Genomic DNA, 22,005 nt, shown 5'->3' with positions numbered 1-22,005 from the left:
ACTTTGACTTGGTTGGTGAAAAAGTCGGGAGAGGCGTTTTCCCGTCCTGATAGGGGGGAATCAGAGAAATGGGGTGAGCACTTCACAATCCCGGCAGATATTCATTTTCCCCTTCCAGTTTTTTTGGGCCTTGCACTCGCAAATGGTACCGTTGATGAACCAGCATAATTCTCCGGCCTGAAATTCCCAGGCCGGGCATTGCTCCCGCCTCTCCGGTGGGCATTTTTTAACCTCCCAGCAGGGAGAAGGTCCGCATTTGTCTTTTTGTTGTTGGCGGGAAAGCAGGAAGAAAACTTGCCGTTCTACGTGGGGGGGGACGGAGCGCCAGCCTTGTTCGTAGCCTTGGATGGCCTTTATCGACGAACCGAGGAGTTCGGCAAGTTGTTTCTGGGTTTTGCCAAGTTTCTTGCGCGCCAACAAAAAATTCAGTTTGTCCATTGACTGCTCCTGGCAGAAGAAACAATAAGGGTGTGTTTGCTATTATGGTATTAGTACCACAGGGTGGCAGTGGATTGTCAAGGGGAGAATGCTCAGTTCGTTGCAGATGCGGACGTTGGGATTGTCCCGTATCTGCGGCAATAACCGCTCTGCGGAGAGGATTCTGTGGGTGGGAGAGGGCGTGCTTTCAACTCAGCCGGACCCAACGCCCGGAAGGGTCTTTGGATACGGTGATTTGGCTGGAGCGGCCTTTCTGGATTTTTTCCAGTCCGTCGCGCATGGCTTTTGAGTAGTTTTCACAGACGCAGATGCTTCTGTCCACGAGGGAAAGTGCCTCCTCCTGGCCGATTCCGAGGATGCCGCCAAATTTGTAGATGAGGTCGGTAAGCTCAAGTTTGGTTCCGTTGAAAAAAGTGGAGGTCAGCTCGTTGCTGAAAACAACAAGGTTCTGGAGAAAAAGAAAAGAGTCTCGGTTTTTGTCGGGCTTTGGAGGCTCTGTATCCATGCAATCGATAATTTTTTTGGAGAAATTCCAGAAGGTCGAAATCTCCCGGCCAATTTGGCTGTAGGTCAGACCTTTCAGCACGAGGCGGCTCGAATGCTCCTCTGAGTAGCCCTTTTGCATGTGCAGCTCAATGGCCTGATATTGGGCAGGCAGATAGACCAGGACCACAAGTTTTCCCAGTTTATGCAGCAGGCTGCAAACGTATGCCTCTTCCGCAGAGATGCGGGTCTTGTTGAGTTCACAGTAGATTCTGCTCTGGGTGGCGCTGATGAGGGACAGGGTAAAGGCTCCGGCGATTTCATCCTTTTCGGTGCCGGTCCGCATGAATTCTTCAAACAGCGCCATGGTGGCGGCCAGCTGGCGCAGGGTGTCAAACCCAACCACGGTTATGGCCCGCGAGATGGTGCTGACCGGGGTTCCCCGCGAATAGTAGGCGGAGTTAACCACCTGCAGAATCCTGGTGGTGAGGGAGTAATCCTTGAGAATGGTGTTGGCCACTTCCTGAGCAGTGGCGCGGTTGCTGCCCAGCAACGAGATGAGTTCCGTTACATGTCCGGACATGGCTGGCAGGAAGTCCATGTTGACCATGGCAAAGATTTCCAGCAGCCGTTGGCGGATCTGATTGTCTTGTGTCTCTGTCATCTGAATTCAGTGCTGGATTGAAGAATGTGTATTTTTTTCATCCTAAATCTATCCTGCCCACCCTAAAATGTTTTCTTGGCTTTCGCAAGTTTATAGAAGGTTATCCCTTGCGGCACGGCGAGGCTGTCCGTGTGGTTGCCTTGGGATTACTGGTTTGGCAAGCGTCGGTATTGGATGGCCTCGGCAAGGTGGCTTGACAGGATGCTCGGGCTTTCTTCCAGGTCGGCAATGGTTCTGGCGATCTTCAGGATGCGGTGATACGCCCTTGCGGAAAGGCCAAGCCGGGTGGTGGCTTGAACCAGGAGCGTCTGTCCCTGGGTGTCAAGGGAGCAATGACGTTTGAGATCTCTTGGGCCCATCTGGCTGTTGAAGTACACTGCGGGTCTCTCGACAAACCGCGCCTGTTGAAGCCCTTGGGCCTTGCTTACCCTGGCCTTGATTGCCGCCGAGGTTTCACCGGCCTGTGAGTCTGTGAGTTCATGCACCTTCACGGCAGGCACCTCAAGATGGATATCAATTCGGTCCAGCAGGGGGCCGGAGAGTTTGCTGCGGTATCGCTGGATTTGTTGGGGTGTGCAGAGGCAGTCCTTGTCCGAACCCAGGAAGCTGCAGGGGCAGGGGTTCATCGCCGAAACCAGCATGAAATCAGCGGGGAAGCGGAGTGATTGCGAGGCCCTGGCAATGGTGACCTGGCCGTCTTCCAGGGGCTGCCGCAGAACCTCCAGAACATTGCGTTTGAATTCCGGCAGTTCATCCAGAAAGAGCACGCCGTTGTGGGCCAGAGAGACCTCTCCGGGCCGGGGAATTTGCCCGCTGTGACTTCCAGCAATATTTGCGATATATAAGGATGGGAGTGAATTGCGATACAGGGGCTTTTTCATAACGAAATAACGCCTCATTGAGAGGTCGAAGTGGCAGGTAATATGTAACACATTGTTTTTTGCAACTATGCTATATTAAAAACAAAATGTTATGGTTGACATCGAGAGGCTCAGGATATGAAAGCCATTATAGAAAAGACTAGCTGTCTGACAGGCAAAGCGCAAGACGAAACTGAAATTCCAATAATTAATGCGCCTAAAATAACAGGAATAGCTGCGACGGTGTCAGGATTTAACAGGAATAGCTGCGACAAGGTTCAAGGGCCGTGCCAAACACGAAAAATCCGGCCGACCCGGAGAAGCGTCTCCGGCGTCTTTTCTTTCCGCGGCGAGGAAAGCATTCCCTTCGAGTCAACCCTTGAGAGGGATTTTTTGATCAGAAAGGAATTCAGCCCGGTCGTGCTGAAGGTCATTCCCCAACCGGTAAGGATCCCATTCAAGGCGTTAACCGGTGGAACCTACACTTATACTCCGGATTTTCTCGTCTATTACCGGTCCGGTGATTACCCGTGGGGGGAAGGACTGAATCCCTTGCTGGTGGAGGTGAAGCCGCGCTCCGAGGTGCGATCGCACTGGCCTGAGATGAAGCCGAAATATCGCGCAGCGCTGCATTACGCACGCGAACAGGGTTGGGATTTTAGGATTCATGACGAGTCGCGGATCCGGGACCAGGTATTCCAGAACATCATGTTCCTTCAGCGATATAGGCGTATGTGTTTTGCACCGGAAGAAACGAAATGGATTCTTGATAATCTAGGGGAAATGAAGCAGGCCCCGTTTCATTATCTGGTCGGCCGGCATTTTTGCGGACGGGCCGACACGGCCGTGGGCATTTCACATGTCTGGCACATGTTGGCCACCGGCCTGCTGGATTGCGACATGACCAGTCTCCTTACCAACAACACTGTTCTATGGATACGCCAAAATGACTGACAATGATGAAAGTCGGGAACCCGGCATCGGGTTGGATCGTCTGAAGCTCGATCTGACTCCAGGGGCGTTCGTGTCTCGGGATGGGGTGGTTCATCGCATCGCACAGATATTGGATTTCGACACCCTCATTGGAATTGAGGCTGAGACCGGTAGATATTGCCCCCTACGTATAAGGGAACTGAAACCGGTTAAAGAAATCAGCCAAGACATCCGCGCAAGGGCTTCCCTGGATTTGGAGGATATCAACGATGCAGATTGGAAAATCGCTGAGCAACGCTATATGGCGATCAAGCCTCTGCTCTCCGCCGTGGGAGGAGGCAGGAAAGCTATCGAAGAAAGGGCGAAAGAGGTTGGTGTGGACACGGCTACCTTGTACCGGTGGTTGCGGCTCTACCAAGGCCTCGGAGTTGTTTCTGCTCTAATTCCCAAAAAGCGAGGGGCGAAGGCTGGTGGGGTGCGGATATCCAAGCATACCGAAAATATTATCCAGGAGGTCATTAAGGACACCTATTTGACCGGTCAACGGTCTTACTCGCAAAAGATTGTCCTGGAAATCCATCGCCGGTGTCATCAGCGCGGGGTGGCTCCGCCTCACGGCAACACCGTGCGGTCCCGTTTGAATGCTCTCAGCGAAAAGCAGGTTCTTCGCGGCCGCGGCTTCAAGGAAAAGGCGAAAAATAAGTTTCTTCCGACAGCCGGGAGATTCCCCAATGCCGATTACCCCTTGGCCGTCATCCAGATAGACCATACGCCTGTGGATATCATTTTGGTGGATGACATCCATCGGAAACCAATCGGACGCCCATGGATTACCTTGGCGATCGATGTGTTCAGCCGTATGGTCGCCGGCTACTATTTGTCGTTCGATCCGCCGAGCGAAACATCCGTCGCCATGTGCGTCGCCCACGCCATTCTTCCCAAAGAGGAATGGTTGGCCCTGCACGGTGTTGATGCGCGCTGGGATGTTTGGGGGATAATGAATACCATCCACACCGATAACGGCGCCGAGTTTCGTTCGGATAATTTCAGGCAGTCCTGCCTTATGCACGGCATAAACCTGGAGTTTCGGCCGGTCAAGCAGCCCAGATATGGAGGGCATATCGAAAGGATGTTGGGAACACTGCTGAAAGAGATTCACGACTTGCCTGGCACTACATTCTCATCCATCAAGGAAAGAGAAGGGTACGACTCGGAAAAGAATGCGGCGATGACCAAGTCGGAGTTCGAGTCCTGGCTGGTTACTCTGATCTGCAAGGTCTATCATCAACGCATGCATTCAACCATTGGCATGTCCCCGGCTAAAAAATGGGAGATAGGGATGTTCGGGAATGCCGAGGTCGCGGGAAGAGGGCTGCCGCCCCGTCCTACGGAAAGGCAAGCCCTACTTTTTGACTTCCTGCCGTCATTTCATCGCACCATTCAAACCTACGGTGTCTCCATTGACGGGCTGGACTACTATGCCGATGTCTTGCGGTCATGGATCAACGCCTCTGATCCAAAAAAACAGGGCAAGAAACGAAATTTTATTTTTCGTCGTGACCCACGCGATATCAGCGCCGTTTGGTTCTATGATCCGGATAGCAAGGAATACTTCAAGATTCCTTTTGCCAACCAGGCACTGCCCACCATGAGTGTCTGGGAGTATCAGCAGGCCCGCAGTGCGGCGCGTCGGGAGGGGATGAAGTCGGTCAACGAACCACAGATCCTGCAGGCGCTTACCGACCTCAGGAGTCGAGTGGAAGAATCCAAGGAAAAAAGCAAGAAAGCCAGGCGCATGAGCCAGCGGAGACGCGAGCATGAGAAGAACATCAGCCCAGGCAACTTGGCGGGGGTGATGCCGCCATCATCACAAGAGAAACAAGTTCCTCCATCCTTCAGCGAATTGCTGGATGATGATGTGGAAGCTTTCAACGATATCGCATGAGGCGCCGGATGTCAGAATACACCCATCTTCATCCAGACTTTGTCGCTGTAATGGTACTTTCCTCCGAGGATCGGATCGCCTCTATGGATCATCCCCGTTGGATAGGCTACACCCGTGCCACCGAAATCCTTGATGTCCTGCAGGGACTCCTGACCAAGCCGCAGCGGCCGAGAATGCCGAACTTGTTGGTGGTGGGAGACTCAAACAACGGGAAAACAACGCTGGTAAGGCGTTTCGGCGAGCTTTGTGGTCAATCTTACGTTGATGAAAACGGAGATCCGGTCCGGCCGATCATCATCGCTGAGGCTCCCACGAGCGCCGATGAAAAAGCACTCTATATCTCCATCCTTGAACGGTTCTGGACTCCCTATCGTGCGACGGATCCGGTTTCCAAGCTTCGCTACCAACTGATCCACCTAATGCGCGCTTGCCATGTGCGCATGCTGATTATCGACGAACTGCACTCGCTGCTCACCGGGACCGCGGCGAAGCAGCGGGAGATAATGAACGCCCTCAAGCTGCTTTGTAATGAGCTTTGCATCCCAATTGTCGGCGTGGGCACCCGGGAGGCCGTGCGTGTTCTCCACACCGACCCGCAGCATGCCAGCCGGTTCGATGTCGCGTCCATGCCGGCCTGGTCGCTGAATAAAGATTTCCAGCGACTGCTTGCGAGTTTTGAGAAAGTGTTGCCACTCAAAAAACCGTCACGGTTGCATGTCCCGGAACTGGCCAGTCGGTTGCATGCCATATCAGAAGGCAATATCGGCAATCTTCACCGACTGTTGGCCGAATGTGCGAAAGAAGCCATAATTTCCGGGAAAGAGCAGATAGACGAGAAAATCATTGAGAGCAAGCAGTGGATTCGGCCTACTCGTGGCATCCGGGAACTGTTCGGGTAGCCTCTCGTTGGGCTGTCCCGGTGGGTCTGCTGCCGGATGAGATTTTTTCATCCTGGCTGGTCCGGGCGGCGTTGGCTAACGGCTGTGATCCCATGGTCCTGACCGGCGTCATCTGGCCACGCTGGCGTGTCTGGATTGGTGACCTCGATCGGAACATTCCAGATGAACGCCTGGCTGTTCTGGCGAAGGAAAGTGGTATCCGGCCGGAGGCTTTCAAGGGGGCGTTGTTGCGGCCAGTTTTCCTGGCCGTAATGGATGAGGAACCGCCCCTTAAAAGCGGTTGGCCATGGCTGATTCCGACCGGCTCTCGCAACCGAAAGCGCTCAGACGGTCTGCAATACTGCCCCCGGTGTCTGGCCGAGGACCGCACTCCTTATTACCGGCTGCAGTGGAGGTTCTCTTGGCACACGGTTTGTGCCAAGCACGGATGCGGGCTGCTCGATCGCTGCCCTCATTGCGGCGCGGTTCTCGAACCGCACCGACTGGTTCTGGGAACGCCGTATATCGGGGTTTGCTTCACCTGCCGAGGAGCATTGGCCGACGCCTCCACCGAGATCCCGAAAGAGCGTTACGCCCTCCGGATCCAGGAGGCTACCGACAATGCGATAAGGAATGGCGGCGGAGAGAGGTGCGGCGAGAAGGTCACGGTTCGAGGCTGGTTCACTACGCTTTGGTTTTGGAACGAGCTTATCAGGATGAGCATGCGGTCCGAAACGGTGGCCATGAGCGCTTTGGCGCAACAATGGCCCTCTGGGGTGGACAGGGTGGTTGGCAAGGTTTGTTTCGGCGGGCAGAGCGTCTCCCAAAGGAGGGCTGCTCTCGACAATATCGGTTGGCTCATGTCGATGTCCTACGGAGAATTGTTGTCGCTGACAAGCTCCGTCGGACTGAGCCGGCAGAACCTGTTGCTCGCCGGGAAACCACCTTTGCTGGCCATAGCCCGGTTGGCGGACGAGCTTCCGTCCCGGAGGGGAATTGTCGGAGTATACGATGAAAGGTGTAAGGACAGGTGTAGTGGGCCTCCTCCTCCCAAATCGCGGAGACAGGTGGAATGGCAAATGACATTGCTGCGACGAAAGATGGTCGGCGAATGAAGTCGGCCGGCGGCAAAGTCCGCGAGGGCCGTGAGCCTTGTGTTCGCTGCCGCCGAACGACTTACGCCATCGGGAAAGTCACCCCCTACGGCCCGGTGTGCAACGCCTGCTCACCCTATTTTCGCAAGGCCGGAATATGCCCCCGTTGCGGCAAGGAGTCCCGGTGGCTCAGCAAAGTTCTTCGCCTCGGCATCGATCAACCGATCTGCCCAGCCTGTCAGCGGCTTGATCATGGCAACTGCGCTCTTTGCCGCAGGAATCGTTTGCTGTATGACGACGGCGCCGGCCAGCTTCTCTGTAAACCCTGCTTGAAAAATGGGACGGTAGCATGCCGAACTTGCGGCAAGCCGTCGCCGGCGGGCAAGGGAGGAGAATGCGACGACTGCTACTGGAACCGGCTTCTTTCCAAACGCATCGATATTGCAGCCGTGGTGTTCGGCAGGAAAGATAACTCAGAGATATTTCGCGCTTTCGGCGAATGGCTACGAGAGGATGCCGGAGCCCATCTGGCCGCGGTCAAGATCAATCGGTATTTCGAGTTTTTCTTGGAAATGTGGTCCCTGGACGAGAACATTCCGGATGCGATCACACTTCTGGAACACTTTTCGCCCGGCGTAATGCGTAGGAATTTTCAGCCGCTGCGCTTTCTTGAGGAAAAGGGCATGGTCAAGATCATGACCGAGGATAGGGAAGAAGTGACTGAGCGTAAGCGCATTAAGGAGATAATGGCCAAAAGCGCCGAAACCGGCAGAGCCCACATATTCATGATCAGGTATCACGACCGCCTTACGCAGCGGATGCGGGAAGGGGTCACCGGGCTGTCATCCGTCAGGTTGGCCTTGAGCCCGGCCTTGGCGTTGCTCAAGACGGCGATCGAGAACGGCCGGGAGTTGCCATGCCAAGAGGATCTGCTAGAATATCTCGGGAAGGCGCCCGGGCAGCGGGCGGCAGTAAGCGGGTTTGTTTGCATGCTGCGCGATGAATTCGGGGCGGAACTGGCGTTGCCGTCCGCAAAGTTGCTACGATACAAAAATGTGAGGCGACGGCCCGAGAATCGTTTGGCGCTTGAGCGGGAACTGATTGAGTTGCTGCGCTCTGAGAAGAAGAGCGAAGGTATCAGCCGTAAGCTGGTCGAGTTGTCTCTGCGGTACTTTCATCGGGTTCCGGCTAGTATGGCGAGGAAGATGTCCATTGGAGATCAGTTGGTGAAAATCGATGGTGGCGATATGGCTATTTTAAGTAGGAAGAAACATTATTGGCTGCCGAAGGAATTGGGTGTGAATGTGAAATGTTAGTCCGTCCTCCAACAGAGGAGCTTCTTTTTATCTCAGGACTATATCCTGCAAGAAGTTTAAAATTGTCGGTCTACTGCACGAGTTGAGCGGAGTTAGACCGGTCCGCGCACTCACCGGAACGCAAGCATGTGTGTCGTTCGACAGGGTTGTTGTTAGGAATATAAGTGATTGTGGCACATACCGACTAAACTCAACTATCATGATTTGGGTCGTTCGGCAAACATTTTCAATACTTTGGCGGAAGGATATGTTGAGAGAGATGCAACACCGTTAGCCATCTCGACAGGCATTAGTGCACCTTCGTAACGATTGCTCAGGATGGTTGGGAGTGTCGCGAGGATGCGGTCAAAGCCGATGAGGTCTGCGGCTGTGGGGTTTGGATGATGAAAGCCGGTTGGAACATTGATCACCATTGAATGGTATTGGTTTAATTTAACAAAAACTTTGGCCCCATAATTGGTGTCAAGTCCGTAGGGGGCGCCCTGGTTAGGGCGATTTTGTACGCGTTGCTTAATATACAAATCGTCCGGGATGAAACATGAAGGGTGGGGGGCGTGATTGCGGATTAACGTGAGGTGATCATAGAAAGTTCCACTTTTTTCTTGTCCAATGATGTGGACTGGACATCCTGATTGAACCGAGTGTTCCATGAAAGTTCTGATTGGAGCGACAAGTTTCGAGTATTGTGCACGAATAGAGAGAGGCCCATCCTTGATGAATAGGCAATCTTTCAAAGTTTCCCTCTTCCCTTCCCAAAAGTAACGGATGCCTGTAAAGAGCATGAGAGTTTCGTGAATCGCCATATATGACGATGCGATTGTGTCAGGTGCGGAATCTTCCGACATTTCCTGATGGAATCCCAACATGTCGGTAATAAGTATGGTCTTGCGGCATTTGTGGCAGGGGCCAGTGTCAGCATCGTATGGAAGTGTCGCCTTCGTTTGGCGGCAGTGCGGACATTCAAACTCGGGCAGGCTGCGTTGGGCCGCTGGGTTCCATTTGTGATAGACAAGCCATTTAAGAGTTTCGTATGGCTCTGAGTCAAGGACTGCGTCTTCCGTGAAGGATGTATAAATAATTTCACGTACAGCATCGTAGAGGGTTTTGCCAGCTACTTCAACGTGGCGTAATGGAAAAACGGTCGCGTGATGCATGGCACTGTCTTTTAAAATGTCACGAAGCGCGAAGGGGTGGGGTGTATCTTTGTCTATACGGTTAAGAGCATACTGGTCGAGGCGAAGTAAGGCTGTCTTGATGAAAGCTCGGGCGCAATACGGCGGTGTTTCCTTGGTGATAATCTGATAAGAACCGTCGGCGCTGAAGACGATGGAAAGTGGTTCTTTTTTATGTGTAATCGGTGACCACAGGCCATTTGCTTCCTCTGTGTTAGGCGCTACGTCTGTCAATTGCTGGCATAGTTTCTGGACCAAAGGATTGTCCAGGACTTCAAGGTGCCCGAGTTTACTTGCCCGTTCTGCGGGTAATCGCCTACCACCCTGGAATGGCATTACACAGGTCCTCCTGTAGCGAGTGCAGATGTTGAAGTTGTTGTCGTTGCCGGAGGGGGCGTAAATAGTCGAACCTGGACCGGCACAACAAAACGATGCGAGCGAGTTAGCATTCGGATGTACCCTGGTGTTTTGGCCGACAAAATATCATTTTGGAGGCTGTCGTAGGCAACGTTCAATTTGCCGAGGGCGGAAACTTCATCCCGCGATGAAAGGTGTGCGATAAAGAAGTTCTCAGTCTGGGCAAGAAGATCCCGGTTGATTGTGGTTGGTGATTGCGTGGAGTAAACCATTCCAATGTGATATTTGGCGCCTTCCTTTGCGAATCGGCTGTAGATTGTAGTGACATCTTCCGTTCGCGGAAACAGATTGTGCGCCTCTTCGAAGTATATCTGGACGAAGTGATCACCGAGATTGTTGTTGCTGAATTTGTCGACCTGGTGGTTAAAAACGGCTTTCGAGAGTTCCATTGAGAAATATTCCATAATCTGTGGGTTTGCATTTCCCAAGTCGAGAATAACGGTTTTCCCATCATCGATCAGTTTCAATATCTCTGTGATAAAATGACCTGCATTTGCGTCGTGGTATGTGCGAAAAGGTAAGAGAAGAGAGATGCCGGACCTTCCAGGGGGGGGTTCAAGAAATTCAAGAAGAGCTGTTTCGGTTGCCCCAAACAGAGGACCGCTCTTAGATTGGAGTTCCGGGTCATTAGGGGAAGAACGACGGTATAAGTTTACTTTCTCAAGCTCACTGACAAGATCGGCAAGGGAATTTGGTGGTCCTGGTGTCTTATTTTTGAAAATCGCATCGCGTAATCCTTTGGAGAAACCGGGATTGAAATGCTGAGCAATACTGGATGTCAATCCTAGTTGTCGTAGTCCCTTTTCGTCTGAGGTGAAACCCGCTTTATGTAATATTGCCCAGTAAATCTGGATTTGGCGGATTACTCGGACTTTATCGCCATTCATTTGCATGGCTATTACGTCAGCGATAGCTGGTAATTCAATACTGGCAAATGCTTTGATGTAGTCCGAGTCGCGGTTTGCTTGACGAAGCAGGCTGGCAAGCACAGGAAGAGAACTGTCTGGATTATTAAAGAAATTTAGTTTTAGGGGGCGCGAGGTAGTCCCAGTTTTTGGAGTCAAAGCGTAGACTGTGCATTTAGATGAATTACCGCTAGCCAGAGAACGATTGTTGTCCTGCGGGTTGTCGTTTGCATACTCCCCGTTGATGTCAAAGATAAGTTGACCTACGTTGGGTTGCGTTTCGATTAAACTTTGGGCGATGAGTTTTACCACGTTACTTTTTCCCAAACGGGTCTTTCCGAACATGGCGGTCCGGCCTCCCATGAAGTCGGTTGTGGAAACGTTCACGTCAACATTTGGGGCGGGTTTCCCGGGCAGCGGAAGTCTGCACTCAGTCATTCGCAGTTTGCCCATAGTGAAGCGGCCATCAGGTCGTACCAATGTGTTGATGATTAGATCCAGAAGGTCATCGCATGGTGCATAAACCCGATATTTGTGAGCGCTTACAAAGTTGTTGATGTCGCCGGAAAATTCTACTTCGTTGGATTTTTCCGGATGGGGATAGAACATGCCGAGGACGCTTGTTTTGAGGGCGCCCCACTGCAATTCGCTTTGAGTAAAGACATCCAATTCTGGCATGGACTTCTTCTGGAGTTCAAAATAAGTCTGTTGTACATCTTTCGACAATGGCGTTGGGGCCGATTCTAAAACCCGGAGTAATGTGAAGTGTGGAGGCAGGGAATTAAGGTTGTTTGGGGCCATTATAAGAAGAGAATTACGCGGAACGCCGCCAACGGCGATTTTGAAGGGGTCTGAGGTAATTATCGTGAGGGTGTCATAGCCAATGTCGAGGATGTATCCGACAAAACGCATGTCGTTGTATCTCTTGGCTTTCTCATTTGCTTCTTCGCGTTCCATAAACTGCTGCAAGACACGCAGTTTATGGTTTTGTATTGCCGCATCTTCGAAGAATTCCTTCATGTTGCCTCCTCAATGGTTCAATACGAGAATTTCTCCCGCCTCTTTGGTGACGAGTCCTGGCGAGAGTCCAACTCCAGCCTTGAACTGAATCAGCGAACACTTTGGGTATAGCGCCCTAATGTCGTCATGTGATGATGTTGTCATTGCCCATCGTACACCACGTTCTGTTGCTCGATCAAGGGATGCAGCGAGACGCACATGAGAGGAAAATGTGAATTGGGCAAACATATAATGTTCGACTCGTGATTCTCTGCGCCCTGGGTGGTATGGAGGATCTAAAAAGAGAAAATCGTTTTTTTGCGCGGCATCAACAATAGATTCAAAATCAGAACAGATTAGTTTCGTCCCCCTAAGGGCCTTGGCCACATGGACGAGGTCTTCTTCGGTTATGGCCCAGCGACGGTCCTGTCCTCCGTATCCGACGTTGAACCGGCCTCGTGAATTCTGGCGCCACATGCCTTTGAAGCAGGTTCGATTCAGATAAAGCGTGCGGGCAGCTTTTGAGATAACGTCCCATCCGGTGGTATCTTGGCTGCGAACCCTATAGTATTCGTGTTTTCCCTCTTTGTAAGCAAGATATTTTCCCCAAACAACATGTGGTGCTCGACGGATTCCTTTGTATAAATCAATAAGTTCTGGGTTTTTATCGCTTAGGATTGCCGGTTTCGCCTGAATAGCAAGGAATACAGCCCCTCCGCCAAGAAATGGCTCTACAAAGTGCCCTTTAATTTCATTAATACGGGGCAGATGCGTGACAATTTGACCGAGAAATCGTTGTTTGCCACCAGGGTATCGAATTGGAGTTTTAGCGTGCAGGCCTGCCATAAGTTTCCTTCTGTTTGGTTGAGTAGATTCTATATATGCGGGGCAAAAATAATAGTCCTCTTCCTCTATTTTCTTTCGAACTTATATGCGACAAAGATGTTCCCGAAAATTTGGTATAAGCGGGTACCCGAGAATATTTTTGATCGTCCTGGTCGGCTCGCCATGTTTGGAGCGCAGGCCTCGCCCGGAGCTTTGTCCAATTAGTATCCAGTTGGCGGCTCGGTATGCTGTCCCGGTGAAACGTGAAGTGTCCACCATAGTCTCAGCCCAATGAACTGGGTGCCGGTAGAGGGCGAACCAGTCTGCTGGTAAGCGACGACATATCGCTCCGAGAAGGTGCGAAGCCAAATGTGGCACACGTACCCAAGTCGGGATCAAAAAACGGGTGTTGTATGCCAACAGTGGAAGATTCTTCTTTCTCGCTTCATCGCTCCAGCCGATGTAAGCGTCACGAGGAGCTAAACGGTAAGCTACCGACGAGAAGGCTAAACAGGCGATGGGCCTGTTGCGGGAGATGGCAAGATATTTGAGGTGTTCGCCTACCGGCTGGCGGTAGCCTAGATAGTGTTGATGTTCGATGAGGCCGTTGAAGATGGCTTCTTGGGGGGTGCGGCGTACTTGCCGTAACTCAATGGGGCCGAGGTCGGCCAGCGAGCAAACGAGTGGCGATTCATCCACGCAAGGTGGCGGTGGCAATTGTTGGTGTCTGTTTTGTGGGGTATGTTTCGATCGTGGCGGAGGTAGGGCGACAAGCCCCTGCTCATGGAGACGGAGAAGAAGTCCGCGGCAGATCATTTCTTTAGGTTTGCCATTGGGTTGTGCCCAGTTCCACGCTTCACACAGTCGGCGGGAAAGCTCCTGTCGGCTTGTCTTAGGGTTGGCGGTGATGATCTTGTGGATAAAGTCAATGTCGGCCGGGTAAACATCTCGACCCCGGTGGGTCATAATTGGTGCCATGGAATATGTTTATCAAAAGGCACGAAAGAACGCACGGAAAAAAATCATTTATATAATAATTTGTACGAAGAGGTGTCCGAGGATAGGTAGGGCGGGCACGAAAACCTCATATTCGCTTATAATGTGGCGCGTTTGTTTTCTTAATACTATATATTGTGCTATTTATAATGATGGGTTAATTTGTCGGATAGGAAGAGCAAGGTGAGGGAATTATTTCATGGATGATGAAGAGATAGGATACATGTCAGAACGTTTACCTCAGGTCCGATTTAGCGTGAACTCACGATGCGGGCGTGCCTGTTTTTTCTGCCGACAATCTGGTGAATCGTTATCCACGCAAGCTTCGGCGGCCATGAGTCTTGACGATATTTTCATCCTTGGGACGGCGTTTAAGGCTGTTGGTCTTACATCGATCAAGTTGACTGGCGGTGATCCCGCGCTGTGGGATCCGCTTGTAGATGCAGTCCGTATATTGAAAAAAACGTTAGGGATGAAACCTGTTGAAGTCATCTCTCGTCACCCCTCAATAGGGAATCGAGCGGAGGCATTGTCATCAGTTGACACCGACGTCCTAAATATAAGCCTTGATACCTTACGTCCAGAATGCCACAAGGGCATCACCGGTAGGGATGATCATTCCGAGATACTCAGCGCCATTGACTGTTGCGTGCAGGCCGGGTTGGACGTTAAGCTCAATATGGTGGTTATGCGCGATGTCAATGTCCACGAAGTTATGGATATAGTGCGATACTCAGAACGTACCGGCGTGCGCACACTGAAACTTTTAGATGTCATTCAAGACCTTGACGACGATGATGAGTCCTTCGTGGGTAGAATTAGCGAAACGGCTCGTCTTGCCGATCTGTATACCCCTTTACATATTATCTCTGATATGCTCGCGAAGTATGTCGGAAACGACGGTGAGTTAGCCTTGCAGGGTGGCCTCGGCCATCCAATGCGCAAGTTTCAGTTACCATCTGGCCTTTGTGTCTTAGTTAAGGATCATAAAGCGGGTGCTTGGTATGGTTCTATCTGTCAGAGCTGTCCGAGTTTTCCCTGTCACGATGCTCTCATGGCTTTGCGGGTGACCGCAGACCTCCGGCTTCAATATTGCTTGCTTCGAGAAGATGTCGCTATCGACCTTCGCCCCTTATTCCAAGATGCAGAGGCACTAAATACAGCTCTTCGAAACGCTATCAGTGTCTTTAGCGAGGCCACGTTTATGGAAAATCGTGAGGTGACGCTTTGATGAGACCGGTCGTTCTCCTTGCATATCCAAAAATCGACCACGAAAAAAACTATGTTTATTTTTGGATGCCGACTCCTCTGCTGATAATCGCGAAATCTTTATTGGAACAAGGGCTGGCCGAGCCAATAATCTTCGATGGTAACAATCGGTCAATTGCCGACTGGAGAGCTTTGCTATCGGAGTACGCCAGTAGAACCATTTGCATTGCGGTTAGCGTGATGACCGGTGGAGGGCAGATCGGGCATGCCATTGAGTTGCTTCGGGTCGCCAAGGAGCTCCCGGACTGTCCTCTTATTGTTTTGGGCGGGCCGCACGTAAATGTCTTGCCTGAGCAGACGCTAGCCCATGAAGTTGTGGATGTTGTGCTTCAAGGCCCAGGAAATGTCTCAATGCCAGTTCTCGTAAAAGCACTCCTCGGTGACGGTGTTTTGAAAGACGTTCCTGGTTTGCTCGCCAAGGTAGGTTGTTCTTTAATATGCGGCCCTAAAAACCAACTCCAGTCTCAGCTTCTTACCGGATACCCGTGGCAGCTCCTTAATCTTGTTGAGTACTTTCGTGATGATCCAACAGTGGCGCAAAAAACACTAAACTATGTGTCTTCAATCGGTTGTGTCTATAAATGTAGATTTTGCTACGAAACCACATACAAATATCGATGGAGTCATATCGAGGCCATCGATTTGCTCAATGACATCGAAAACCTTGTCCTCACCTATGGAATTAATGGGATCAAGTTCTACGATGCGGATTGGTTCATTAGTCTCCGTCGCGCCAAGGCATTTGTCGATGGTTTGTCGGAACGGGCGATTAACATTCGATGGGCAGCCTCTATCAACCCGAACGACGTGCTCCGTGCGCGACGGCAAGTTCCTAAATTGCTCGACGGATTGGCTGCAAGTGGATGCTCACGTCTCCTGATGGGGGTTGAGTCTGGTTCAGACCGCGTACTTGCTGATATCGTGAAGAAGGAGGTCACACGTAACCAAATTGTTGATGTTGCTCGGGAAATTGCAGCAGCAGGAATTCTTGGATCATATACATTTATCGTTGGATTTCCCGGGGAGACGACACAGGAGCAAGATGCTACATACTCCCTAATTGACGAATTGGACAATTTAAGTCCGCGTCCAGAGAGCAGGGTACATCTGTTCGCGCCATATCCGGGGACACCACTTTTTGATGTTTCACTTGAGCACGGCTTCCGACCGCCAAATTCTTTTGAAGAATGGTCTAACTTTGACTACTACGCATCGCAGACGCCATGGACGGATGACACGTTCGTTGAACGGGCACGAAGAGCCACTCGTATGACGTTGATGCCCACTCCCATTACAGGAGGTATGGAATCGTGAAGGCAAGAGGGATTTTCATTCGCGAAAGTTTGATCGATTGCCGGCTTCCAGCAGGTCTTGAAGAGATGGTTATCGATCAACACTCTCACATGCTAGGGGCGATTGAACCCGTTCAAATTATTGTGACCTCGTCTCCATTGGATCGCTTGCCAGAAATGGCAATGGCGGTATCCTTCTCGCTTATCCCCAAACGGTTCTATGCTCACTTTATTGATGGGAAGCTCCTGTGGGTCGTTTTCCCTAAGATGATATGTTTTGTTCCGCAGGGGGACTCTGTGGCGGCAGATCGAGTTCGTACGGTGGGCAGGATGTTCGCTATTCAAGATAAACAAATGCCCTTTGAAGAACTGTTTGAACATGACCATCCAAATATTATGCGTGAAGAAGTTAGGTGAGACTAGACTTGATGATGGAGAACGAGATTAATGGTCGGGAATGTTCTTTGGTCGATGAGCTTACATTCGATGTTTGTCCGCCTTTCTCCTGGAAGCTCACACTTTGGAAACCTTCACATTTTCCAACTCAGTTGGAGATGCACTCGCGGAACGTATCCTGGCGTACCTTCCGTGTGCAGGGGCTCCCGTGCGGTGTGCGGTTCACCGCCATAAAGGACCAGCTTTTCGCTCAGGTGTTCTCGATTCCTGCTTGGACGCGCAAGCACTCGTCGTCTCTTGAATCTCGGATTCGGCGCTCCTATGGCCTCAATGATGACTTGTCTGTATTTTATACGATGGCCTCGCAAGACCCTGTGCTGGCACCGGCTGTCCGGCGTTTATTTGGTATGAGAAGTAGTTGCCCGGAAAGTGTTTTCGAGATGGCAATTTTGTGTGTTGTGCTCCAAAATACGACCTTACAACGAAGCCGTCAGATGTTATCCGCTCTTCTGCGCTTATATGGAGAAAGTATTGTTTTTGACGATGTAACACTGCTGGTATTTTTTGGCGCTAAAAGACTTTCAGCAGTTCCTCCGGCCGAATTGAGAGAGCGGGCGAGAGTCGGGTATCGGGACAAAATACTTTCGGCTATCGCAGAATGGTTTTCACGAATGGAGATTGAAGACGAAATTACTGGTTCGACTCTGTCCGAGGTGGTTTCAGCCCTTTGCCAAATACGAGGAGTGGGCCCCTATACGGCTAAGACCATTGCCGCTTCGGCTCTCCGTGACCCTTCCGCTTTTGGCCTCGACGTTTGGAATCGAAAAATCCTAGGTCGTCTCCTCCTTGGCGACGAGGGGGCCACCGCCGAGGCTGTAGATGCAGAGTGTCGTAGTCGTTTCGGTGATCTTGCTGGACGTGCCGTTGAGTACCTGATCGAGTCCGAGCAGCTCGCGGACTCAGTTTGTCCCATTTATGCCACGGACGAGGAGGCGAGAGATGCAACTCGAATCTGGCCCCGTCCACCACATTTGAATACTGTAAATTTGGAGGAATACAACCAATGAAAAACTACAAATGGCCTACGCCTGTCGGTTCCGGCGCTACAGTAGGCATTGTGAGTCTCGGCGCTCCAGATGCTGGGGACAATCCCCTGTTTTTTGAGAGAGGACTTGAGTGGCTCAAATCAAGAGGGATCCAGGCTAAGGTCGGGTCAAGCACACTCGGCAACAATGGATTCTTAGCCGCTACACCTGCAAATCTCGTGAGTGACCTCAACGATTTTCTGCGCGACCCGGAGGTCTCACTTATTATGGCAGCCGGGGGCGGAGCGAATTGTAACCAGTTATTGCGTCTTCTCGACTTAGATCTCTTCGCGAAAGAGGGAAAGGGATTGATCGGGCTAAGCAACCCGACTGTGCTTTTGAATGCGCTGACAGCGCATTCAGGTGTTATCTCCTTTCATGGCCCGGCAGTCGTGTGGAATTTGGGGGGCGAGGAGCCCCTTGATGACTATTCTGAGCGGCACATGTGGAAGGCTCTTCGGCAGGATAGGCCGATGACAATTGACTCCGAGGAGACTTGGTCCTGGCTGCGCCCGGGAATATGTGATGGAGTACTGTTTGGCGGTAACCTTTGGTCGCTTCAGCAATTAATCGGAACGCCATGGGAACCTGACTGGACAAATGCCATTCTTTTCATCGAAGACTGCTTCACACAGCTCCATCAGATTGATGCTATACTGACGCACTTCGATGACGCTGGGGTATTCAATCAGATCGCGGGGTTAGTGGTAGGCGTGTTCGAGAGCTGTTCAGAAGAGGATTATTCTCCTGCGCCGACAACAGAGCAGATAGTAATGAGAATTGTGGACCGTTACAACTTTCCGGTGTTGGCGGGAGTACACTTGGGACACACTTCAAGAAAAATCACGGTTCCGATTGGCGCATCGGCACGACTCGACAGTACTCAAAATTCTTTTGTTGTTCGATAGCCTATAACTGATGAGCCGAATTAACGCACAAATTGCACAAAAGCGCGATAACCTTTGTCGTCGCCTGCGGGCGTTCCTGCACGAACGGGATTTTGTTGAAGTCCATTCGCCTATTCTTTTGCGATCAATGCCAGGCACTGAAGGGGTTTTTATGGACATTCGGGGTGAGGCTTACAACCTACGCCGCTGCATGGAATTGAAATTGAGATCGGCGCTTGCCGAAGGGCTTCGGTCGGTATTTGAGCTAGGTCCCTGCTTTCGTCCAGAAGATTCTCCTGATAACGTCCATCATCCTGAGTTTCACATGCTTGAACTGTTTGAATGTGAACTCGAATATGAAGGCCTTTTGGATCTAACACGTAAGTTGTTATGTGTTGCGGCCGAAAATCCTGCTCTCGAGTTCGAAGTTGTTGATGTCTCAGATTGGCTAGCGCGTAACTACGACATCGATGTTGAGCAAGGGGGCGATTCGATTAGAATGCAACTGGTCGAGCGAGGTGCCGTTCCTTTTAAATTTGCAGACAAACCAGCGTTCGAAGCGATTAATTATGTGGTCGGAGAGTATTTGGAGAAAGGGTGTGGGACTAAAATGCGCCCAGCTCTTCTGCATCGTTATCCGGCATGCACGGTGTGTTTGGCCCGGCGAGACGCGGATCGACCTTCAATTATCGAGCGATTCGAGGTCTTCGTTGAAGGCTTGGAGGTGGCCAACGGATTTGTCGACGAAATATGCGCAGATAATGTATCTGTTAGGATGATTGAGAACGGGCCGTGCTTTACGGATGAACCATTCATTAAACTCCTTCGGTCTGGTGGCCTCCCCCCAAGTGCTGGGGTAGGATTCGGAATCGAACGATTATTGATGGCCTTTGGTGGAGTAGGGCCGATGTCACATCTGTTTCACGAAAACCAATTCGGGAGGCTATAGGTTTGCGGTTTGGAGTTGTTGGAATCGGCAGAGCGGGTGAAGTGTTCCTTCATGCAGTAGCGAGGTTACGTGATGCGACTGTAGTTGCGGTTGCATCACGTAATGCCGAGAATGCATCGGCATTCGCTAAGCACTGGAGAGTGCCTTATAGTTACGGGGAATTAAGCGCATTCATGCTGCAGAAGGATATGGATGCCGTTTACATCGCCACTCCGCCAGACTCACATGAAATGATTGCCCTTGCGGCAGCCACTCAGGGTAAACATGTTTTGGTTGAAAAGCCGATGGCGCGGACACTAGAGGAGGCCGACTCCATTATCAATGCTTGTAGGCGAGCGGGGGTGGTGCTCGCGAGTGTCTACCCCCATCGATTCCTCCCCGCGGTTGCAAAAGTGAGAGAGGCCGTTGTTCGTGGTTCGTTGGGAAGCCTTACGGCCGTTGCATGCGAGGGACGTTTTTGGCGAAACCCTTCTTATTATCAAAGTCCCGACTGGCGTGCAACCTGGGCCAATGAAGGTGGAGGAGCGCTGACCAGTCAACTCATTCATACTCTTGATCTTCTGCTTTGGATAGGTGGTGATATCAGCTCTGTTGTTGGCTACTGCGATACCCGTGTTCACAAGATAGAAACCGAAGATACGGTCGCCACAGCATTGCGATTTAAAAACGGTGCTCTTGGATCTTTCATAGGAGGCACTAGCTTTTTTCCTGGATACGCGAGGCGTGTTGACTTCCATTGCCAAAAGGGTACTGTGGGCTTGCTCGACGATGAAGTGGGGCGATGGGATGTAGAGGGGCATCTGTCAAGCGAACATGTTTCAGATCTTCACGACGACTCTGGCAATGCTACAGGTATCCGGCCCCATGGAATCGATCCGTCTCTGCATGTTGCAGTTATCCATGATTTTATTGCTGCTTGCTGCGGCAAGAAAAGAGTTATGGTCGATGGCATGGCCGCTCGAAAGTCGTTGGAGTTGGTTTGTGCGATACATCGCACGAACTCCGAACGAAGGGAGGTCCAGCTTCCACTATAATAACAAACAGGACGACCTTCTCCTTTTTATTGCCACAATGCCGACTCCTTGGTTGACTCGAAAGAGTCCTGGGTCTCTTTGCTGAGAACGGTAAAGAAGTCCAACCCCGTTTCTTTCTCCACCTCTTTTACGCTCACGATATATTGGGACATATTTTCCGTGTTGAGACTTCTGTTCGGCATGATGAAAGCGATGGCTTTCTGGTTCTCCGGGGAGAAGACGATCTTGAAAAGAGCGGAAGGGACTGCGACTTTGTTTTTTCCAATAACTTTCAGTTCTTCTTTCCCATCATATACCGGTCCGGTGTAGATATAAATTTCTCCTCGGGATATGGCCCAATCCCTGACCTTATCCTCTAGTATCCTCCATATCCCTCGATTCATTCCTTTGCCGACCTGCGGAACCATGTTTGATAGGTAGAAGCACTCGGCCATGGCCTGCGCGTCCCATTTCATGTCAGCAGCTGGCGCCATGTGCCCCCTGTCATAAGGGGAGCCTTTATAATCGTTGAGTTCCGCGCGCCGGCCTTTAGCCAGATCAGGATCTGGCTTGAAAGCGTCCTTGCGGGCAAGGGTCCCAACAGCCTTTTCTTTGGTGAGATGCTCAATTACCCAGATCGGGGTTTTCCGTTCTGAATCATGGGCAAGGAGGAAACCTTTATGGCAAAGAACCTCGCCATTGTTCCCTGGAATGCCATAGGTGGTGAGTTCTTGGCAGTCATCCAGAGGGCCAGCGGCAACTTGAGAGGCGGAGAGGCTGAAAAGGACAAATGAAAATATCAGAAAACGAAATCGCAGGTCGAATAGCCGAGATAACCTCAAGGGAATTGCCTCAATATATGTTTTTCGTTCTGTTTGAGTAATTTTGTTTGTGGCTTTAGCACCCACATGACGGGCTTAATGTCCCATCGCAACATTCTACTCTGCCAGTGCTGCTGCATCCGCAGACCCCGCCATGATGAGAGCAGCATCCGCGTTGATTCATTTCGGTTTTATCATTTGGTTCATTTAAGCAGGGAGAGTCGGTCACAGTGTCAATGGATACCTTTATGTCTTCCTGGTCGAAATTGGAAGCGGCATAATTGGTTCCAGGGAAGGCAAACATGACCATCATTGCCGCCGTCACAATTAATATCTTCTTCATTTTCAGACTCCTTTTTGAATGGAAT

The 22,005-nt window shown here is 51.2% G+C and carries 20 protein-coding genes; 12 read left to right on the top strand and 8 right to left on the bottom strand.

Features of this window, described 5'->3' with window-relative positions; all coding sequences use genetic code 11:
* Positions 1-60 precede the first annotated feature (60 nt).
* The 3 genes from ACZ46D_RS06900 to ACZ46D_RS06890 all read right to left on the bottom strand — a co-directional run bounded on the left by ACZ46D_RS06900 (position 61) and on the right by ACZ46D_RS06890 (position 2,466).
* A complete protein-coding gene (locus ACZ46D_RS06900) occupies positions 61-438 on the bottom strand; it encodes a helix-turn-helix domain-containing protein (RefSeq protein WP_464926721.1) in 378 nt (125 codons plus the stop codon).
* 187 nt (positions 439-625) lie between these two features.
* On the bottom strand, positions 626-1,585 hold the full coding sequence (locus ACZ46D_RS06895) for an HDOD domain-containing protein (RefSeq protein ID WP_464926720.1): 960 nt from the start codon (positions 1,583-1,585) through the stop codon (positions 626-628).
* 146 nt (positions 1,586-1,731) lie between these two features.
* A complete protein-coding gene (locus ACZ46D_RS06890; RefSeq protein WP_464926719.1) occupies positions 1,732-2,466 on the bottom strand; it encodes an ATP-binding protein in 735 nt (244 codons plus the stop codon).
* A 117-nt stretch (positions 2,467-2,583) separates the two neighbouring features.
* Here ACZ46D_RS06890 and ACZ46D_RS06885 point away from each other — a divergent pair, with 117 nt between their 5' ends.
* The 5 genes from ACZ46D_RS06885 to ACZ46D_RS06865 are packed head-to-tail and all read left to right on the top strand — an operon-like array spanning position 2,584 to position 8,611.
* Complete coding sequence (locus ACZ46D_RS06885) at positions 2,584-3,399, top strand: TnsA endonuclease N-terminal domain-containing protein (RefSeq protein ID WP_464926718.1); 816 nt, start codon at positions 2,584-2,586, stop codon at positions 3,397-3,399.
* Positions 3,392-5,323, top strand: a complete 1,932-nt coding sequence (locus ACZ46D_RS06880) for a transposase (RefSeq protein ID WP_464926717.1) — start codon at positions 3,392-3,394, stop codon at positions 5,321-5,323. Before ACZ46D_RS06885 ends, ACZ46D_RS06880 begins: the two co-directional genes overlap by 8 nt.
* Positions 5,324-5,331: 8 nt before the next feature.
* Entirely contained in the window at positions 5,332-6,222 is an 891-nt protein-coding gene (locus ACZ46D_RS06875; RefSeq protein ID WP_464926716.1) for a TniB family NTP-binding protein, read from the top strand.
* Between the two features lie 20 nt (positions 6,223-6,242).
* Positions 6,243-7,316, top strand: coding sequence for a TniQ family protein (locus ACZ46D_RS06870; RefSeq protein WP_464926715.1), 1,074 nt, complete (start codon positions 6,243-6,245; stop codon positions 7,314-7,316).
* Complete coding sequence (locus ACZ46D_RS06865) at positions 7,274-8,611, top strand: hypothetical protein (protein WP_464926714.1); 1,338 nt, start codon at positions 7,274-7,276, stop codon at positions 8,609-8,611. Before ACZ46D_RS06870 ends, ACZ46D_RS06865 begins: the two co-directional genes overlap by 43 nt.
* Before the next feature lie 197 nt (positions 8,612-8,808).
* On the opposite strand, the gene ACZ46D_RS06860 is transcribed toward ACZ46D_RS06865, so the two are convergent.
* From ACZ46D_RS06860 to ACZ46D_RS06845, 4 genes are all read right to left on the bottom strand, one after another.
* The gene (locus ACZ46D_RS06860; RefSeq protein ID WP_464926713.1) at positions 8,809-10,119 is read right to left on the bottom strand and encodes a hypothetical protein; all 1,311 of its coding nucleotides are present in this window, start codon (positions 10,117-10,119) and stop codon (positions 8,809-8,811) included.
* On the bottom strand, positions 10,119-12,125 hold the full coding sequence (locus ACZ46D_RS06855; RefSeq protein WP_464926712.1) for an ATP-binding protein: 2,007 nt from the start codon (positions 12,123-12,125) through the stop codon (positions 10,119-10,121). The genes ACZ46D_RS06860 and ACZ46D_RS06855 overlap by 1 nt, the downstream gene beginning before the upstream one ends.
* Positions 12,126-12,134: 9 nt before the next feature.
* A complete protein-coding gene (locus tag ACZ46D_RS06850) occupies positions 12,135-12,950 on the bottom strand; it encodes a DNA adenine methylase (RefSeq protein WP_464926711.1) in 816 nt (271 codons plus the stop codon).
* Between the two features lie 81 nt (positions 12,951-13,031).
* On the bottom strand, positions 13,032-13,907 hold the full coding sequence (locus tag ACZ46D_RS06845; protein WP_464926710.1) for a DUF4338 domain-containing protein: 876 nt from the start codon (positions 13,905-13,907) through the stop codon (positions 13,032-13,034).
* 217 nt (positions 13,908-14,124) lie between these two features.
* On the opposite strand from ACZ46D_RS06845, the gene ACZ46D_RS06840 reads away from it, so the two are divergent.
* The 7 genes from ACZ46D_RS06840 to ACZ46D_RS06810 are packed head-to-tail and all read left to right on the top strand — an operon-like array spanning position 14,125 to position 20,837.
* The gene (locus ACZ46D_RS06840; protein ID WP_464926709.1) at positions 14,125-15,156 is read left to right on the top strand and encodes a radical SAM protein; all 1,032 of its coding nucleotides are present in this window, start codon (positions 14,125-14,127) and stop codon (positions 15,154-15,156) included.
* Entirely contained in the window at positions 15,156-16,508 is a 1,353-nt protein-coding gene (locus ACZ46D_RS06835) for a B12-binding domain-containing radical SAM protein (RefSeq protein WP_464926708.1), read from the top strand. Before ACZ46D_RS06840 ends, ACZ46D_RS06835 begins: the two co-directional genes overlap by 1 nt.
* The gene (locus ACZ46D_RS06830) at positions 16,505-16,903 is read left to right on the top strand and encodes a hypothetical protein (protein WP_464926707.1); all 399 of its coding nucleotides are present in this window, start codon (positions 16,505-16,507) and stop codon (positions 16,901-16,903) included. The genes ACZ46D_RS06835 and ACZ46D_RS06830 overlap by 4 nt, the downstream gene beginning before the upstream one ends.
* Before the next feature lie 11 nt (positions 16,904-16,914).
* Positions 16,915-17,949, top strand: a complete 1,035-nt coding sequence (locus ACZ46D_RS06825) for a DNA-3-methyladenine glycosylase family protein (RefSeq protein ID WP_464926706.1) — start codon at positions 16,915-16,917, stop codon at positions 17,947-17,949.
* Complete coding sequence (locus ACZ46D_RS06820; protein ID WP_464926705.1) at positions 17,946-18,875, top strand: S66 peptidase family protein; 930 nt, start codon at positions 17,946-17,948, stop codon at positions 18,873-18,875. Before ACZ46D_RS06825 ends, ACZ46D_RS06820 begins: the two co-directional genes overlap by 4 nt.
* Before the next feature lie 10 nt (positions 18,876-18,885).
* Entirely contained in the window at positions 18,886-19,803 is a 918-nt protein-coding gene (locus ACZ46D_RS06815; RefSeq protein ID WP_464926704.1) for an amino acid--tRNA ligase-related protein, read from the top strand.
* Between the two features lie 2 nt (positions 19,804-19,805).
* The gene (locus ACZ46D_RS06810; protein WP_464926703.1) at positions 19,806-20,837 is read left to right on the top strand and encodes a Gfo/Idh/MocA family protein; all 1,032 of its coding nucleotides are present in this window, start codon (positions 19,806-19,808) and stop codon (positions 20,835-20,837) included.
* Positions 20,838-20,863: 26 nt separating this feature from the next.
* Here the strand turns inward: ACZ46D_RS06810 and ACZ46D_RS06805 are convergent, their stop codons facing one another.
* Positions 20,864-21,724, bottom strand: a complete 861-nt coding sequence (locus tag ACZ46D_RS06805; RefSeq protein WP_464926702.1) for a DNA/RNA non-specific endonuclease — start codon at positions 21,722-21,724, stop codon at positions 20,864-20,866.
* Positions 21,725-22,005: the final 281 nt, after the last annotated feature.

This window comes from Thiovibrio sp. Mzg5 (genome assembly GCF_055379285.1).
This window is presented reverse-complemented; position numbering and strand designations above follow the sequence as displayed.